The organism is Muriicola jejuensis (genome assembly GCF_010671595.1).
Lineage (GTDB): Bacteria > Bacteroidota > Bacteroidia > Flavobacteriales > Flavobacteriaceae > Muriicola > Muriicola jejuensis.
The window spans coordinates 1,632,092-1,648,077 of sequence record NZ_JAABOP010000001.1; the positions used below are offsets into that span (position 1 = coordinate 1,632,092).

A 15,986-nucleotide genomic window follows, 5' to 3' on the forward strand; every position below is an offset into this window, starting at 1 on the left:
TCCCGATACCTAGATCCTGGCCTGGTAGGTAAAGAGGTTGTAATACCGGCCTTCAAGAGCTATGAGTTCCTCATGCATCCCTGTTTCCGCAATACGTCCATTCTCGATCACCAGGATCTGATCTGCCTTTCTGATGGTACTTAATCTATGGGCTATCACAATAGTGGTCCTGCCTTTGGTAAGGGCCGCGAGGCTCTGCTGAATAAGGCCCTCGCTTTCTGTATCCAGGTTGGAGGTGGCCTCATCGAGGATCAGGATCCTTGGATCTGCCAGGATAGCCCTGGCAATGGCGATCCTCTGCCGCTGTCCGCCCGATAGTTTGATCCCCCTTTCCCCGATAAGCGTGTCCAAACCGTCTTCGAACCGGTCTGTAAATTCATCCACATAGGCCGACTTCACCGCATTCTGCAGTTCGCTTTCTGTCGCATGGGGCCTGGGGAACAGGATGTTTTCCTGTATCGTGCCCTCGAAGAGGAAATCGTCCTGCAATACCACCCCGAGGTGCTTCCGGTAATTCTTCAACACCATCTTAGACAGGTCATACCCATCCACGGTGATTTTCCCACTCTGGGGTTTCAGGAAGCTTGCGGCGAGTCCGGCGATCGTGCTCTTTCCGGAGCCTGAGCTGCCTACCAGGGCTACTACACTTCCGGGTTCCACCTCAAAGCTGATATCGTGAAGCACCTCCTTTTCCTCTTCGTAAGCAAAGGTAACATTCTCGAACACCATATGTCCCTGAAGGTGGTTGGGCCTGAGAGTGCGTTCCACCGGGTCCTCCTCTTCAGGGAGGTTCATAAGTTCCTCCGTCCGGTCGAGCCCGGCCAGGGCTTCGCTGAGCTGACTACCGATATTGCTCATCTGCACGATAGGGGCGATCATGAGTCCGAGCAGGAAGGTAAATTCCAGGAATTCCCCCAGAGTAAGGACACCGGTCATGATCTTGTAACCGCCTATCCCCATGATACCTGTGGTGGCCACGCCCAGCAGGAAGGTGGAGGAGCTGGTCATTACGGCCGTTGCAGTCAGGCTCTTTTTCACATTCTGGTACAGCCTGTGAACTCCATCCTTGAAGATGTCGTGCTCCTGTTCCTCGGCATTGAATCCTTTGATGACCCGGATTCCACCCAGGGTTTCAGTAAGGCGGCCTGTCACCTCTGCATTGATCTTCCCCCGGTTCCGGAAAATGGGGCGTATGATCTTGAATGCCTTCAGGGCGACGACCGCAAAGATCGCCAGGGGGATCAGGGCGAAGAGGGTCATGGACACACTGATGTTCAATAAGAGGAGAAGGGCGACCACCGCTGTGATGGTCCCTCCAACCAATTGAACGAGTCCGGTGCCGATGAGGTTCCTCACCCCTTCCACATCGGTCATGATCCTGGAGACGAGTTCCCCGGATTTGGTATTGTCAAAGAACCTGATGGGCAGGGAAAGGATCTTGTGCTGCACCTGGGCACGGAGTTCGGAGATCATATATTGGGCCTGTACGCTGAGGATCTTGGTAAGGAGAAAAGAGGTAACGGCCTGGACCAGGATCGCCAGGATGACCACTCCGATGAGCATTTTAAGGAAAGGAATATCCTTGTTCGGAATGATGTCGTCCATGAGGTATTTGAGCGACATGGGCGCGACGAAACTCGCCGCTTTGCTGATCACGATCAGGATAAGTCCGATCAGGACCAGATTACGCCTGGGCCAGATGATGGTCCTGAATGCCTTTAGGATGCTGACTTTTTTTCCAGCCATAGAATTGTGAAATCGAGGAAATACGAAGGCGAAAGATACTCATTATTTGACAGCCCTGATGGGGCTGACAACGGGCCGGGAAAGAAAATTAGTTTTTCCCGCAGAAGTCGATTAAATTCACAGAATCTCAAAAAAACAGGATGAAAAGATACGTCGGCACCCTTGTGTTATTCATTTTTTACTCTCTGCTCTTCTCTTGCGGCAGGGTACAGGAACTCACCGAATTGGAGCGATGGAAGACCCATGCGGAGCAAACCACCATTATCAGGGACCAGTTCGGGGTGCCCCATATTTACGGGGAAACAGATGCAGACGCTGTTTTTGGCTTGCTGTATGCCCAGTGCGAGGACGATTTCAACCGGGTGGAACAGAATTACATCTGGGCCACAGGCAGGCTGGCAGAGGTGGAAGGGGAAGAGGCACTATACAGCGACCTCAGGGCCAGGATGTTCATGAGCCAGGAAGAGGCGGAGGCCATGTACGAGAACAGCCCGGAATGGTTAAAGGAACTGTGTGTGGCCTTTGCGGATGGGATCAATTACTACCTCCATACCCATCCCGAAGTAACCCCTAAACTCCTCACCCGTTTTGAACCCTGGATGCCCATGTATTTCAGCGAGGGCTCTATAGGCGGAGATATCGAACGTATTAGCACTCGCAAGTTGCAGGCCATGTACGAGAAGGGCATCGAATTTCCGAAATCTGCAGAAATGGAGATTGAAAAGAGAGAAAAAGAACTGGAGCCACAGGGATCTAACGGGATCGCGATCTCCGGAAGTCTCACGCAATCGGGGAATGCCATGCTGCTGATCAACCCCCATACCTCCTTTTATTTCAGGGGGGAAGTACATGCCGTAAGTGAAGAAGGGCTGAACGCCTATGGGGCGGTGACCTGGGGGCAATTCTTTATTTACCAGGGATTTAACGAGAAGACCGGATGGATGCATACTTCTACTTATACGGACGTCATCGATGAATTCGTGGAAACCGTGGTGGACATGGATGGTGATTTGTTCTACCAATACGGGGAAGAGCTCAGGCCCGTGGAAGTCTCGGAGGTAAGCCTGAAATACAAGGATGGGGATAAACTCAAAGAAAAAACCTTCCCTTATTACCGGACCCACCACGGTCCCATCACCCATATGGAAGGAGATCGGGTAGTGGCCACGGCCATGATGTGGGACCCGGTTAAGGCCCTGGAACAGTCCTATATCAGGACAAAGCAAACAGGGTACGAAGGATTCAGGAAGATGATGGATATCAGGACCAATTCGTCCAACAATACGGTCTATGCCGATGCAGATGGGAATATCGCCTACTTCCACGGCAATTTTATCCCGGTCAGGGATACCCTTTTTGATTACACCGAGCCCGTTGAAGGCAAGGACCCCAGGACGGACTGGAAGGGGTTGCACACGGTGGATGAGAATATCCTCCTGCTCAACCCTCCCAATGGGTGGATACAGAACTGCAACTCGACCCCTTTTACCGCTGCCCTGGAATTCAGCCCGAAACGAGAGGATTACCCCAGGTATATGTCTGTAGACCAGGAGAATTTCCGGGGGGTACACGCCATTGAGTTGCTCACGGGCCGCAGCGGGTATACCTTGGACAACTTGATCGAACTGGCCTATGACCCGTATTTACCGGCTTTTAAGGCATTGATCCCCGGATTGGTTGAGGCGGCTGACCGGAGTCCTGGCCTGGATCCGGAAACCAGGGAAGCTATCGACGTGCTAAGGCAATGGGATTTCAGGACCTCTAAGGAATCGGTCGCTATGACCCTGGCCCATTATTATGGAACCTTATCATGGCAATGGTTTAAAGCAGGAAAACGCAAGGTATGGCCTACACAATTTGAAGCATTCAATGATATTAATAATAATATATCAAATGAAGACATGCTTAAGGTATTTTCACTTGTCTTATCAAGGCTAAATGATGACTTTGGCACCTGGAAAATGCCCTGGGGAGAGGTGAACCGCTACCAGAGGCTCAACGGGGATATCCGCCAGCCCTTTGACGATGCGAAGCCGAGCATCCCCATAGGATTTGCTTCAGGCCGGTGGGGAGCCCTCGCCGCCTACGGCGCGCGGTATGACAACAACACTAAAAAGATCTACGGTACCCGTGGGAACAGTTTTGTGGCCGTGGTGGAATTCGGGGAAAAGGTGAAGGCTAAAAGTATCCTGGCAGGGGGCCAGAGTGGGGATCCGTCCTCACCACATTTCGATGACCAGGCTCAGATGTATGCTGATGTGAAGTTTAAAGAAGTGCACTACTATAAAGAGGATGTTCTGGAGCATGCGAAGCGATCCTACCACCCCGGGGAACGGTAGGAAGTCCTAGTCTTTAACGATGATCAGGGAAGCTTTGGAACCCGTGGAAAGCAGCCATTTATTCGAGTAAATGAGCTTGCCCATATCGTCATAGACATCCACCTGTGCGGTGTTCGGGCCGGAGGTTCCCTGGTTTAAGGCTTCAAAATCGAGGCGGTTAAACCCCTTTTCCAAATTTAGATTGATCCCCTTGAAACTGCCGGTGAGCAGGATATTGGGTTCAACCACTTCTCCATTGGCATAGATCTTTACCCTGTCTCCATCGACATACTCGTGGTCCCGGCAAACGATGCCCACAAATTTGGAGGACGTCTTCACATCCCCCAGGTACATGTCTCCATAATGCTCCTTGCTATTCCCTTTTTCCCGTTCTCCCACCTTGGGGTCAATAACCATGTCGAACCCGGCCTGCTTTAGTTCCCTGTCCGGGAGCATTTGGATATTGGGGTTCATGGAATCACTGAGATTCGGGCTCTTTCCCATGTCGATCACCGATGGCATATTCAGGGTCGCATTCGGGGTGGGGGTGGCCTTGATGTCCAAATTCGGTTTTGGCCCTATCTTCAGGGGCTGGGTCTTGGGAATATCGGTCTGTGACATTCCCATCGCGGCAACTCCCAAGATGCATATAGCAGAAATAAAGGCCTTCATGACAACACTTTAGGATTATAAAAGTAGCAAATACCCTGCCATGCCTGTATAAATCCTTGTTAAAATCGATAAACTCCGGATGAAGTTTTCCTTATTCGGGTACCTGTTTTTGGCCGTTCCTGGGGGGTTTTACATTCCAGTACTGAGGGTGGGTGTCCGTGGTTTCCTGATTCCAGTATGCCGGGGTTACCTTCCTGCCATCAAAGGTCCTGAGCTTTCGCTGGTAGACCCAAATGGTCGGGTTAAATACCATATCCGTTACTGCGACGGTGTAGAGTTGGGGGTCTTCCTCGCTCTTTTTCTTTTCTTCCTCGGTAAGCACTTCAAAACCATTGTGTTCCAGCAGTTTTTTCAGGAAATCCCTGCGGTTTTCATCCACTCCTTTCTCCACGAAGGTAACCCGGGTATCCTCTATACTGCCAAACATGTGTTTTCCTGATAAGCTCATTCTATTTTCAATTTAGGGTACTGCTCAAGGCGTAAATATAATCGTAGATCGGGCTGTAGAGTCCGAGTGCTAGGATCCCGATCACGGTGATCACAAGTCCGATCCTCATATAAACCGTATTGGTGAAATAGGGGATGGGATGCTCGCTTTTGCGGAGGAACATGGCCCGTACCACCAGCAAATAATAATAGAGTGAGATCGTGACATTGACCACGGCCAGGAAGACCAGAAAGTAATAGCCCTTGCTGGCTGCAGCCGTGAAGAGGAAGAACTTGCCGAAAAAGCCTGCAACGGGGGGTATTCCGGCCAGGGAGAACAACCCGAGCATCATCACCAGACTCAATTTTGGATTGGTGCGATACAGCCCTTCATAATCCTGAAGTTGCTCTTTGCCCGTTTCTGTGGAAATGGCCTGCACGACGCCAAAAGCAGCGAGATTGGAAAAAATATAGATCAATATAAAGTAGATCACGGTGGCCACACCCAGAGTAGTTCCTGTGATCAGACCCAGGAGAATAAATCCTGCCTGGGCGATGGAGGAAAAGGCCAGGAATCGCTTCATATTCTGCTGGCGCAGGGCGAAGAGGTTCCCGAGGAACATGGTCAGTACGGACAGAAGATAGAACAGGTTTTCCCATAGGTGCATAAGCGGTTTTAAGACCGTAAAGAACAGGATCATCAGGATAAAAATGGCCGCTCCCTTTGAAATGACCGACAGATAGGACGCAATCCCGATTGGCGCCCCTTCGTACACGTCGGCGGTCCAGAAATGGAAGGGAACCAGGGATATCTTGAATCCCAGTCCGGCAAAGAACAGGATCATGGCAAGGACGGTGAGGGGGTTCTCCGAGATCGCCCCTTGCAATTCCGCATAGTATATGGAACCGGAGGAGGCGTAAAGGAGGGAGATCCCGAAAAGTGTGATGCCGGAAGCCAGGGCAGAGGAGAGGATAAGCTTGATCCCCGCCTCACTCGAACGCATACGGTATATCTCAAAGGCTGCAAGGGCTGCCAGGGGCAGAGTGGATAATTCCAATCCCAGGTAGAACATCAGGAAATCTCCTGAGGAGATCAGGAACTGAAGCCCGAGGAGGGAGGATAGCATCAGGATAAAGAATTCAGTACCCCGGTTCTGGGGGATGAGTTCTTTCTTCACCCATTCGGCCGACTGCAACAGTACGATAAGTACACCCAGGTTCAGGATGTTCTTGAACATATGGATGAGGGCATTGGTTCGGAACATGCCCCCAAAGAGCTCGCCTTCCTTCATGTCCATAAATCCAAGGGCGGTATGAAGGCCAAACAGAACGATGGCAAGTGACACTACTCCTGCCCTGTTTCGATCATTGGCAAAGATCTCGAAGAGTAGGAGGACCAGTGCAATGAGCAGGAGGGATACTTCCTGTCTGAGCAATAAAAGGGTTTCCATATCCATGGTTCCGGGCTTTTATAATACCCCCTGTATAAAGGGTTGTATACTTTGTAAAATCATCTCACTCAGCCATAGGGGTGCCACCCCAATCCCAATAATGGGGAGCAGCATCAAAAAGATACCCGCCTTTTCGTACCAGGTGGCCCGTTCCATAGGCGTGAGGGAGTTCTCTTTCAGCGGCCCCATCAGCATCATTCCCACTACCCTCAGGATGTAGACTGCGGTCACCACGATGGCCGACACGGCAAAAATGGAAGCGATCCGGTAAGAAATCTCCGGGTGCTGGAAAGCTCCCACAAAGATGTTCATCTCGGCCACGAATCCGCTGAAACCTGGAAGACCGAGGGAAGCGAGCCCACCTATCACGTAGGTCGCCGAAATGAATGGGATCACCTTCAGCAGGCCTCCTAGCCTGGTTACATCTCGAGTGTGGGTCCGTTCGTAGATCATCCCGATCAGGGCAAAGAAAAGGGCGGTCATAAAGCCGTGGGAGAGCGACTGAATAATGGCGCCGTTCCAGGCGGTTTTGTTGAGCATCAGCAAGGCAAAAAGGACAAGTCCCAGGTGACTTACAGAAGAATAGGCGTTGATGTACTTCAGGTCGGTCTGCCTGATGGCGGCAAACGCCCCGTAGATTACCCCAAAGGCGGCGAGAACGATAAAGAACCAGGACCAGTGCAGGGTTCCTTCCGGCATAAGGTACATGGCCACCCTGAAAACTCCATAGCCCCCCAACTTCATCAGTACGCCTGCATGCAGCATGGAAACGGCGGTAGGAGCGGAGGCATGACCATCCGGGGACCAGGTATGAAAGGGGAAAAGGGCCCCTATCACCGCAAACCCGATGAAGGTAAGAGGAAAGAAAAGCTTCTGTGCCTCTACCGGGATCTGCACCTTGGCGATCTCGAGTATATTAAAGGTCAGAGGTCCACCGTCTGCCCCGGAATTGAAATAGATCCCCAGAATGCCCACCAGTAAGATAGCAGAAGCTCCCATCAGCATCAGGGTGAGCTTCATCGCGGCGTATTCCCGGGGTCCGGAACCCCAGATACCGATAAGCAGGAACATGGGGATGACCGCTATTTCAAAAAATACGAACATGAGGAAGAGGTCCAGGGATATAAAGAACCCGTATACCCCGGTAGAAAGGACGATGAGGGAAATAAAGAATTCCCTGGGGAGTTCTTCCATCTTCCAGGAAATAAATACACCTGCCAGGACGACCAGGGAGGTCAGTATGAGCAAGGCCACGGAGATCCCATCCACCCCTATACTGTAATGGATATTGAAGTCTTTAAACCAGACGAGGTCCCGGGTAAAGAGCATGATCTCATCATTGACCGACCTTTCCCTGAGATAGGCGAAGAGGAGGTTCACAGACATGCCTACCTGCACAATGGTGCCTGCCAGGGCGATCAGACGAGCCTGTTTCAGGGATTTCGCACCGAGGAGTACGAGGACCGTTAGCAGGGGAAAAACTATAAACAACGATAAAATATCCATAGGCTTAGCCTTATGAGGTCCACAAATAAATAAATAGAATGGCCAGCAGGACGGTCCCGCTCACAAAGGCCATAGCGTAATCCTGTACCCGGCCGGATTGCATTCCTTTTATCTTTCTCGAGAGCACCACGGTCGAATTTCCGATGAGGTTCATGGTCCCGTCCACAATATTCCGGTCGAACCAGGCCGCTCCTGCTGCAATGCCTTTAAAAAGAATGTTCTTTGTGACGAACAGGTAGAGTTCATCCACATAGAATTTCTGGTGTGCCCAGGTATAAAGCACGCCCAGCCGGTCTGTCAATCGGGAGACCATTTCACTTTCTTTTTTATAGAGGATCCAGGCAACACCAAGGCCCAGGAGAGCCACCGCTACAGCCACTATGGCCATGGGGATGTCTATATGACCTTCGAATCCTGTCCTGTCCGGACTTATGAACGAACTGAAGGGAATAAATCCTACCGTAGCGCTGAGTACCGCCAGTACGACCAGGGGGAAGGTCATGGAGGAGGGCGACTCATGGGGACTGTGTTCGTATGCCTTGTTCTTTCCCCAAAAGATCCCGAAATAGATCCTGAAGATATAGATGGCGGTAAGGCCCGCGACCAGGATCCCTATGCCGTATAGGAAGGTATTGTGTTCAAAGACGGCTACCAGGATCTCATCCTTGCTCCAGAAGCCTGCAAAAGGAGGGATCCCCGCTATCGCAAGGGCGGCGATCAGGAAGCTGATGTGAGTGACAGGCATGTATTTCCTCAGTTGTCCCATGTCCTTTAACTCGTTGCTGTGTACCGCATGGATGACCGAACCGGCACAGAGGAACAGCAGGGCTTTGAACATGGCATGGGTGAACAAATGGAACATGGAAGACATGTACCCTAGTCCCTCACTGCCTTCATATCCGGAAACGCCCAGGGCGAGCATCATATACCCCAGCTGGGACATGGTGGAATAGGCCAGCACCCTCTTGATATCCGTCTGAGTAAGGGCGATGACCGCAGCGAATAAAGCCGAAAACGCTCCGACGAAGGCGACGATCTGGAGGGCAAATCCGTCCTCCACAAAGAAATACATAGGGAACAAACGGGCTACCAGGAAGACACCTGCAACCACCATGGTGGCCGCGTGGATCAGGGCAGAGACGGGGGTGGGTCCTTCCATGGCGTCCGGGAGCCAGATATGGAGGGGGAACATAGCCGATTTACCCGCTCCCCCGATAAAGATCAGGATCAAGCCCCAGGTGAGTACGGAAAGCCCCATAAAAGAGGCCGGTGCCCAGTTCGATAGGATGGCTCCTCCCGGATCGTTCAGGGCCCCAAAATCGTAGGTACCTGTGTAGTAGCCGATCAGGAGTATGCCGATCAGAAACCCCAGGTCGGCAAAACGGGTCACGATAAAGGCCTTCTTGGCGGCTGCCACAGCAGATTCCTTTGTGTAGTAATAACCGATCAGGAGGTAAGAGGAAACCCCTACCAGTTCCCAGAAAATGTATATCTGAAAGAGGTTGGTCGCAAGTACCAGGCCGAACATGGAAAAGGTAAAAAGGGAGAGGAAGGAAAAGAATCTGGTATACCCTTCATCCCCTTTCATATAGCCCCTGCTGTAGATATGGACCATCAGTGAGACGGTGGATACCACGATCAGCATCATGACCGAAATGGGATCGATCAGTACACCCATATCGATCCTCAAAGTGTCTGTGAAATTCATCCAGACCACCGACTCAACAAGGGTCGGGTAGGCTCCCGAGACCTTCCCGACGACCCCGAAATACTGATAGGCGGTGTAAAAGGAGAGAACGGTGCTCAAAAGTATACCGCTAACTCCAATCAAACCGGATACAGCGGGGCCTATCTTCCTGTTCAAAAGGCCCAGGACCAGAAAGACCGCCAGGGGGATGAGGGGGATCAGGATGATAAGGCTGTAATTCATAGGTCGGTCTTTTTAATATTTCATGGTTTCCACATCCCTGACTTCCACGGAACTGATCTTCCTGTACAGATTAATGATGATAGAGATCGCCAATGCGGTTTCGGCAGCGGCGACGGCGATGATGAAAATGGAGAAGATCATGCCCTGCAGTACGTCCGGATACAGGTATTTGTTGATCACGACAAAATTGACCGCCCCGGCGTTGAGGATAAGTTCCACGGAAATGAGCACGGAGATCAGGTTCTTACGGGTGATAAAGCCGTAAATGCCTATAAAGAACAGGATGGACGTAACGGTCAGCAGTTCGTAAATGGATATGCCTTCTATCATTTCACCTCGTTTTTATTCTCTGATAATTTGGTGCCTTTCGCGATCACAATGGCTCCTACCATGGCGGCCAGCAGCAATACGCTGATCACTTCAAAAGGAAGGATAAACCCGCCTTCTCCATAATCGAGCAATTTGGCTCCAATAACGGATACCTCTGTTCCCGGGCCGGGACCTGATACCTGGAAATCATAGGTATAGATCACCGAAAGGAAGGCAGCCAGCCCCAGGGAGCAGGCCAGGGCGGTGAGCAGTTGCCTGGTGGGCCTGGCGATCTCCATACGCATCTCAATATGGTGGACGAGCAGGACGGAAAAGATGATCAGGACGATGATCCCCCCGGCATAGATCGTGAGCTGGATCGCCGCAAGGAAGTTGTAATCCATCATAAAATATACCCCGGCCACGGCACAGAGCACAAACAGAAGGTAGATCACCGAGCGCAACATCCTCCTGCTCATCACGGAGGCAAGGGCAAAACCGATCATGATCAGGGCGAGGATATAAAAGAGGATTCTTTCCATAGGCTTAATCTTCTACACCCTGCATGAGTGTGGATCCGGGTTTGTTGAGCACTCGTGTGAGGGTTGACCTGTCATACACCGAATTCTCGAAGTTCTGCCCCCATTTGATGGCATCATGCGGGCAAACGTCTATACAGAGCCCGCACATGGTACACATGCTCAGGTGATATACGAATTGGTCTATTTTCTTCTTCTTTTTCCCCGTTGCCTCATCGATGCCCCGGTCCCATATGATCTCGATGGTGCCATTGGGGCAGGCGATCTCACATTTCTGGCAACCCGTACACCGGTGTTCATTGTCATCGGTGTGGGGCATGATCACCTCCCCCCTGAACCTTTCGAACATTTGGAGAGTATCCCGGTTGTCCGGGTACTGCTGGGTGATGGCCCCTTTTCTGGAAGTGACGAAGTATTTGCCCGTCACGCTCATCCCGGTCAGAAGGGTCTTTATGCCTTTATAGATATCAGAAAAGTAGCTCATACGTCATAGTCTTAGCGTTAAGTTTAGCCATACCAGGAGGGCCATCAGAACCAAATTCACCAAATTTATGGGAAGCAGGTACTTCCACTCCAGGGTAAGCAGCTGATCTACCCTCAGCCTGGGGAAGGTCCAGCGGAACCACATCATCAAAAAGACAAGGGCCATGGTCTTGAGCAGGAACCAGAAAACACCCAACTCGGGAATAGATTCCGTTATTCCGAAAGGGGAGAGCCAGCCGCCGAAGAATACCGTGGCCGCGATAGCCGAAATGATAAACATGTTTATAAATTCCGCCAGGAAGAAATAAGCAAATTTCATCCCTGAATATTCCGTGTGGAACCCCGCACCTAATTCCGATTCGGCCTCTACCATATCGAAGGGTGCACGGTTGGTCTCTGCCGTTCCTGAGATCATGAATACCATAAAGGCGATGGCGGCAGGGATATGTCCCTGCAGGATCAGCCAGCCACTTTTTTGAACCTCAATGATCTCCGATAATTGAAGGGATCCCGTAATCACGACCATGGTCAGGAGGGAGAGCCCTACAGAGAGCTCATAGCTTATGGTTTGGACCCCGCTCCTCATAGCACCGATCAGGGCGTACTTATTGTTGCTGCTCCAGCCTCCCAGCAAGATACCGATGACCCCTATGGACGAAATAGCGATCAGGAAAAAAATACCGATGTTGATGTCGAAAGCATGGAATTCTGCTGAAAAGGGTATGACCGCCAGTGCCATCAGGGCGGAGATGATGACGAAATAGGGAGCCAGGTTATAGAGGAACTTATCGGCTTTTTCCGTTCCGGTGAGCTCCTTGGTCAGGAGTTTGATAGCGTCGGCCATGGTCTGCAACAACCCCTGGGGCCCGACCCTGTTCGGGCCTATCCTCAGCTGGAACCAGGCCGCAACCCTTCGTTCCAGCAAGACCAGGAACAGGCCTGCAACCGCAAAAATGGTGAGGTATACCACGGCTATAAGGGTCATTTCCACCAGGCTGGCCACGCCCTCGGGCATGACGCTGAAGAGCCAGTTGTGTATATTCTCCGTGATTCTCAATGGCATCATTTCATTCAATTAACGGTCAATATCGGGTATGACGAGATCCAGGGTGGCCATCGTAGCCACCAGGTCTCCAATTTTTCCACCCACGGCGATATGGTTTAACAGGGACAGGTTGGAAAATCCCGGGGATCGGAATTTGAGTCGGTACGGGTTCTTCGTGCCCGTGCTGATAATGTACACCCCGAGTTCTCCCCTGGCCGTCTCCACCTTTTGGTAGTATTCTCCCTTCGGCAATTTTATGACTGCATTCGTGGCTACCCTGTGTTCTCCTTCGGGAATATTGTCAATCAATTGTTCCACGATGGAGAGGGATTCCCACATCTCCTGTATGCGCACCAGGTAGCGCGCATAGGTATCGCCTTCGGTCCTCAGTGCCTCCTCGAAGGTGACCCTGTCATAGGCGCTGTAAGGATGGTGTTTACGCACGTCACAGGAATACCCCGAAGCCCTTCCCACAGGGCCGGATGCGCCAAAGGAAATGGCGTCTTCCCTGCTCAGGACGCCGACACCCACGGTTCGTTTCTGAAAGATCACATTCCCGGTCAATAACCTGTCGTATTCGGGTAGTTTGGTCTTGAAGTGGGCCACAAATTCCTTTACCCTATTTACAAAGTTGGGATGAATGTCCAGCATGAGTCCGCCCGGCACGTTGTAATTCATGGTCAAACGGGCCCCACAGGTCTCTTCCATGATGTCATTGATCATCTCCCTGTCCCGGAAACCGTAGAAATAGGTGGTCAGAGCCCCTACGTCCATGCCCATCACTCCCCACCACAAACAATGGGAGGCGATACGCGTAAGTTCTCCAATGATGGTTCGGATCACTTTTACCCTCTCAGGGATCTCCAGCTGCAGGGCATTTTCCACGGCCAGGCAGACCGCTTCGTTGTTGATGTTGGCAGACAGGTAGTCCATGCGGTCGGTGAGGTGAACGATCTGCTGGTAACTGTCCCTTTCGCACATCTTTTCGATGGAACGGTGGATATATCCCAGGTCGGGTTCCACCTTTTTGATGATCTCACCATCGATGGTCAGCAGGAGTCTTAGCACGCCGTGGGTAGCCGGATGCTGGGGCCCCATATTGATGAAGTATTCCTCGGATTTGAAATTGCTGTATAATACTTCGGTTTCCATGGGCGCTTAATGTAAGATCATATTGACATCGTCTTCATAGTCCTTTCTCAGAGGAAATCCTTCCCAGTCCTCGGTCAAAAAGAGGCGTTTAAGATTTGGATGGTTCGTGAATCTGATACCAAAAAAGTCGAATACCTCCCTTTCGTGGAATTCGGCTGTTGCCCAGATATCGGAAACCGAATCAAATTCGGGGTTCTCCCTGTCGGCTGTATAGACCTTTACCACGAGCATATGCCTTTTGGTTGTTGATTCGAGGTGGTAGACCACCCCTAATTCTTCACCCCAGTCTACCCCGGACAGGCAAAACAGGTAATCGAAGCGGGTATCGGGATGCTCCCTGAGCTGCTGCATCAGAGCGTGAAGGTTTTCAGGGGGTACTTTGATATTGAGGAACTGCGATTCCTCAGAGGTGAATTCCAGTTCCTGGAACCAGCTCCCGATCAGGTCTTGTAAGGCTTCATGGGTCATAGGTTCAATTTTTATAGGCCTTCGTCAAACCCCTCCACGGGATTCTTTTTTTCTTTCCTGTTTTCTTTTCGGATCTTGTCCTGCAACATCAGCATGCCTTCCAGGAGCGCCTCAGGTCTCGGAGGACAACCGGGGACATAGACGTCTACGGGAATGACGTGGTCTGCACCTTTGACCACGGAATAGGTGTTGTAAAAGAAGGGGCCTCCGGAAATAGCACAGGCCCCCATTGCGATCACGTAGCGGGGTTCTGCCATCTGTTCGTACAGACGCCTTAACACAGGGGCCATTTTATTGACTATGGTCCCGGCGATAATGATCAGATCGGCCTGTCTGGGTGAAGGACGGGCCACCTCGAAACCAAAGCGGGAATAATCATGCCTGGCTGCTCCGGTCTGCATCATCTCAATGGCACAGCAACTGGTCCCGAAATACAGAGACCACAGGGAATTGGACCTTCCCCAGTTGATGATCTTGTCGAGGTTGGTCACCACGACATTAGCCCCGTTCCCGGCCGGGATCACTTTTCCGGGAAAATCCTCCGGTATTTTCTGCGATTCGTTCATTTCCATTTCAAAGCTCCTTTTTTCCATGCGTATAATAGTCCCAGCCCCAGGATAAAGAGGAAGATCAGGACCTCGACAAATGCTATGGCCCCTATTCCCTTATATGCCACTGCCCAGGGGACCAGGAAGGCGATCTCTACATCGAAGACCAGAAAGAGGATGGCGAAGAGGTAGTACCCGACCTTGAACTGTACCCAGGTAGGCCCTATGGTGGTCATCCCACTTTCGTAAGGCGCCCTTTTGGCATCGCTGTCGGATTTGGGTGAGATCAGATTCGACAGGAAATTAGCCCCGGTGACGAGCACTACGCCTGCCAAAAAGAATACGATAATTGCTTCTGATCCCATAGGTTAGATGTCAGTCGTCATTTAATATCATAGGTATCCCCGGAGAAAAAGAGGTCATTGGTCTTCCTGAAAGAAGAGTTGGATTTTACCTGAATGGTAAGGGCATCTTCCCTCTCCTCGAAGGTAACATCCTCAAAACTACGGATGATACCGGTAACCATCGGATATTCGAGCCTGACCAGCATCTGGTGCAGGGTGGGATCCTGTTCTTTGGCATCGTGCACAAGGATATCTGATTCCTCAATCCCATTCTCACCAATAGTTGCCACTTCAAGGCGTAGGCCTTTCAGGACCAACCCCTTATCCCGGACTTTTCCGAAGATCATGGGTTTGCCGTGTTCCACAAAGAGCTGCCTGTCCTCACGCACTGCCTTGTCAGTGTATTTCGCAAAGCACCCATCATTAAAAATAGGGCAATTCTGCAGTACCTCCACCAGGGCGGTACCCTTGTATTTTTCGGAGGCTATAAAGATGTCCGTCATCTCCTTGGGGGTATTTCCGCCAATCCTGGCAAAAAATCGGGCCTGTGCCCCCAGGGCGAGTTCTCCCGCTGAAAAAGGCGGTTGCGTATTTCCGTAAGGGGAGGACTTGGTCTTCTGCCCAACCAGGGAGGTTGGGGAGAACTGGCCCTTGGTGAGGCCGTAGATCTCATTGTTGAACAGGATGATATTGAGATCGAGGTTCCGGCGGAGTACGTGTATGAAATGGTTCCCGCCAATGGCCATGGAGTCTCCATCTCCGGTGATCACCCATACGCTTAGTTTTGGATTGGCGAGTTTTACGCCTGATGCTATAGCGGTGGCCCTCCCATGGATGCCGTGCATGCCGTAGGTATTCATGTAATACGGGAAGCGGGAGGAACATCCGATCCCTGAAATAAAGACGATATTTTCCTTCTTCACCCCGATCTCAGGCAGTGCCTTTTGTACAGATCGCAAGATCACATAGTCGTCACACCCCGGACACCAGCGCACTTCCTGGTCGCTCGCAAAGTCTTTGTACGTGTATTCCTGAACGGCTGTTTCCAT

16 protein-coding genes are annotated in these 15,986 nt (G+C 51.3%); 1 reads left to right on the forward strand and 15 read right to left on the reverse strand.

Features of this window, described 5'->3' with window-relative positions; all coding sequences use genetic code 11:
- Nucleotides 1-9: 9 nt before the first annotated feature.
- Nucleotides 10-1,746: an ABC transporter ATP-binding protein gene (locus tag GWK09_RS07240; RefSeq protein WP_163692316.1), complete on the reverse strand. Its 1,737-nt coding sequence runs from the start codon at nucleotides 1,744-1,746 to the stop codon at nucleotides 10-12.
- Nucleotides 1,747-1,886: 140 nt separating this feature from the next.
- Here GWK09_RS07240 and GWK09_RS07245 point away from each other — a divergent pair, with 140 nt between their 5' ends.
- Nucleotides 1,887-4,085, forward strand: coding sequence for an acylase (locus GWK09_RS07245; RefSeq protein ID WP_163692317.1), 2,199 nt, complete (start codon nucleotides 1,887-1,889; stop codon nucleotides 4,083-4,085).
- Nucleotides 4,086-4,091: 6 nt separating this feature from the next.
- Here GWK09_RS07245 and GWK09_RS07250 read toward each other — a convergent pair whose 3' ends face one another.
- From GWK09_RS07250 to GWK09_RS07310, 14 genes are all read right to left on the reverse strand, one after another.
- Nucleotides 4,092-4,736: a hypothetical protein gene (locus GWK09_RS07250; RefSeq protein ID WP_163692318.1), complete on the reverse strand. Its 645-nt coding sequence runs from the start codon at nucleotides 4,734-4,736 to the stop codon at nucleotides 4,092-4,094.
- Nucleotides 4,737-4,827: 91 nt separating this feature from the next.
- Nucleotides 4,828-5,184 carry a hypothetical protein gene (locus tag GWK09_RS07255; RefSeq protein WP_163692319.1) on the reverse strand — a complete coding sequence of 119 codons (357 nt, stop codon included), beginning with the start codon at nucleotides 5,182-5,184 and terminating at the stop codon, nucleotides 4,828-4,830.
- Nucleotides 5,185-5,191: 7 nt separating this feature from the next.
- Complete coding sequence (locus tag GWK09_RS07260; protein WP_239530737.1) at nucleotides 5,192-6,613, reverse strand: NADH-quinone oxidoreductase subunit N; 1,422 nt, start codon at nucleotides 6,611-6,613, stop codon at nucleotides 5,192-5,194.
- Nucleotides 6,614-6,631: 18 nt separating this feature from the next.
- Nucleotides 6,632-8,119, reverse strand: coding sequence for a complex I subunit 4 family protein (locus GWK09_RS07265; protein ID WP_163692321.1), 1,488 nt, complete (start codon nucleotides 8,117-8,119; stop codon nucleotides 6,632-6,634).
- Between the two features lie 10 nt (nucleotides 8,120-8,129).
- Nucleotides 8,130-10,049, reverse strand: a complete 1,920-nt coding sequence (gene nuoL, locus GWK09_RS07270; RefSeq protein WP_163692322.1) for an NADH-quinone oxidoreductase subunit L — start codon at nucleotides 10,047-10,049, stop codon at nucleotides 8,130-8,132.
- A 12-nt stretch (nucleotides 10,050-10,061) separates the two neighbouring features.
- A complete protein-coding gene (gene nuoK / locus GWK09_RS07275) occupies nucleotides 10,062-10,379 on the reverse strand; it encodes an NADH-quinone oxidoreductase subunit NuoK (RefSeq protein WP_163692323.1) in 318 nt (105 codons plus the stop codon).
- Nucleotides 10,376-10,900 carry an NADH-quinone oxidoreductase subunit J family protein gene (locus GWK09_RS07280; protein ID WP_163692324.1) on the reverse strand — a complete coding sequence of 175 codons (525 nt, stop codon included), beginning with the start codon at nucleotides 10,898-10,900 and terminating at the stop codon, nucleotides 10,376-10,378. Before GWK09_RS07280 ends, nuoK begins: the two co-directional genes overlap by 4 nt.
- Before the next feature lie 4 nt (nucleotides 10,901-10,904).
- A complete protein-coding gene (locus GWK09_RS07285) occupies nucleotides 10,905-11,381 on the reverse strand; it encodes a 4Fe-4S binding protein (protein WP_163692325.1) in 477 nt (158 codons plus the stop codon).
- A gap of 3 nt (nucleotides 11,382-11,384) precedes the next feature.
- On the reverse strand, nucleotides 11,385-12,446 hold the full coding sequence (gene nuoH, locus GWK09_RS07290) for an NADH-quinone oxidoreductase subunit NuoH (RefSeq protein WP_163692326.1): 1,062 nt from the start codon (nucleotides 12,444-12,446) through the stop codon (nucleotides 11,385-11,387).
- A gap of 9 nt (nucleotides 12,447-12,455) precedes the next feature.
- A complete protein-coding gene (locus tag GWK09_RS07295) occupies nucleotides 12,456-13,577 on the reverse strand; it encodes an NADH-quinone oxidoreductase subunit D (RefSeq protein ID WP_204260369.1) in 1,122 nt (373 codons plus the stop codon).
- A gap of 6 nt (nucleotides 13,578-13,583) precedes the next feature.
- Nucleotides 13,584-14,045 carry an NADH-quinone oxidoreductase subunit C gene (locus GWK09_RS14945; RefSeq protein WP_204260370.1) on the reverse strand — a complete coding sequence of 154 codons (462 nt, stop codon included), beginning with the start codon at nucleotides 14,043-14,045 and terminating at the stop codon, nucleotides 13,584-13,586.
- 11 nt (nucleotides 14,046-14,056) lie between these two features.
- Complete coding sequence (locus GWK09_RS07300; protein WP_394367571.1) at nucleotides 14,057-14,611, reverse strand: NADH-quinone oxidoreductase subunit B; 555 nt, start codon at nucleotides 14,609-14,611, stop codon at nucleotides 14,057-14,059.
- Nucleotides 14,608-14,958, reverse strand: a complete 351-nt coding sequence (locus tag GWK09_RS07305; RefSeq protein ID WP_163692328.1) for an NADH-quinone oxidoreductase subunit A — start codon at nucleotides 14,956-14,958, stop codon at nucleotides 14,608-14,610. The genes GWK09_RS07300 and GWK09_RS07305 overlap by 4 nt, the downstream gene beginning before the upstream one ends.
- A 17-nt stretch (nucleotides 14,959-14,975) precedes the next feature.
- Nucleotides 14,976-15,986 carry a 2-oxoacid:ferredoxin oxidoreductase subunit beta gene (locus tag GWK09_RS07310; RefSeq protein ID WP_163692329.1) on the reverse strand — a complete coding sequence of 337 codons (1,011 nt, stop codon included), beginning with the start codon at nucleotides 15,984-15,986 and terminating at the stop codon, nucleotides 14,976-14,978.

Bases quoted from the DNA above. Each gene is read 5' to 3' on its own strand.
- GWK09_RS07260 (WP_239530737.1), bottom strand. From the start codon at position 6,613: ATGGAAACCCTTTTATTGCTCAGACAGGAAGTATCCCTCCTGCTCATT.
- GWK09_RS07240 (WP_163692316.1), bottom strand. From the start codon at position 1,746: ATGGCTGGAAAAAAAGTCAGCATCCTAAAGGCATTCAGGACCATCATC.
- GWK09_RS14945 (WP_204260370.1), bottom strand. From the start codon at position 14,045: ATGACCCATGAAGCCTTACAAGACCTGATCGGGAGCTGGTTCCAGGAA.
- GWK09_RS07280 (WP_163692324.1), bottom strand. From the start codon at position 10,900: ATGGAAAGAATCCTCTTTTATATCCTCGCCCTGATCATGATCGGTTTT.
- nuoH (WP_163692326.1), bottom strand. From the start codon at position 12,446: ATGATGCCATTGAGAATCACGGAGAATATACACAACTGGCTCTTCAGC.
- nuoK (WP_163692323.1), bottom strand. From the start codon at position 10,379: ATGATAGAAGGCATATCCATTTACGAACTGCTGACCGTTACGTCCATC.
- GWK09_RS07305 (WP_163692328.1), bottom strand. From the start codon at position 14,958: ATGGGATCAGAAGCAATTATCGTATTCTTTTTGGCAGGCGTAGTGCTC.
- GWK09_RS07310 (WP_163692329.1), bottom strand. From the start codon at position 15,986: ATGGAAACAGCCGTTCAGGAATACACGTACAAAGACTTTGCGAGCGAC.
- GWK09_RS07300 (WP_394367571.1), bottom strand. From the start codon at position 14,611: ATGAACGAATCGCAGAAAATACCGGAGGATTTTCCCGGAAAAGTGATC.
- GWK09_RS07265 (WP_163692321.1), bottom strand. From the start codon at position 8,119: ATGGATATTTTATCGTTGTTTATAGTTTTTCCCCTGCTAACGGTCCTC.
- GWK09_RS07295 (WP_204260369.1), bottom strand. From the start codon at position 13,577: ATGGAAACCGAAGTATTATACAGCAATTTCAAATCCGAGGAATACTTC.
- GWK09_RS07245 (WP_163692317.1), top strand. From the start codon at position 1,887: ATGAAAAGATACGTCGGCACCCTTGTGTTATTCATTTTTTACTCTCTG.
- GWK09_RS07250 (WP_163692318.1), bottom strand. From the start codon at position 4,736: ATGAAGGCCTTTATTTCTGCTATATGCATCTTGGGAGTTGCCGCGATG.
- nuoL (WP_163692322.1), bottom strand. From the start codon at position 10,049: ATGAATTACAGCCTTATCATCCTGATCCCCCTCATCCCCCTGGCGGTC.
- GWK09_RS07285 (WP_163692325.1), bottom strand. From the start codon at position 11,381: ATGAGCTACTTTTCTGATATCTATAAAGGCATAAAGACCCTTCTGACC.
- GWK09_RS07255 (WP_163692319.1), bottom strand. From the start codon at position 5,184: ATGAGCTTATCAGGAAAACACATGTTTGGCAGTATAGAGGATACCCGG.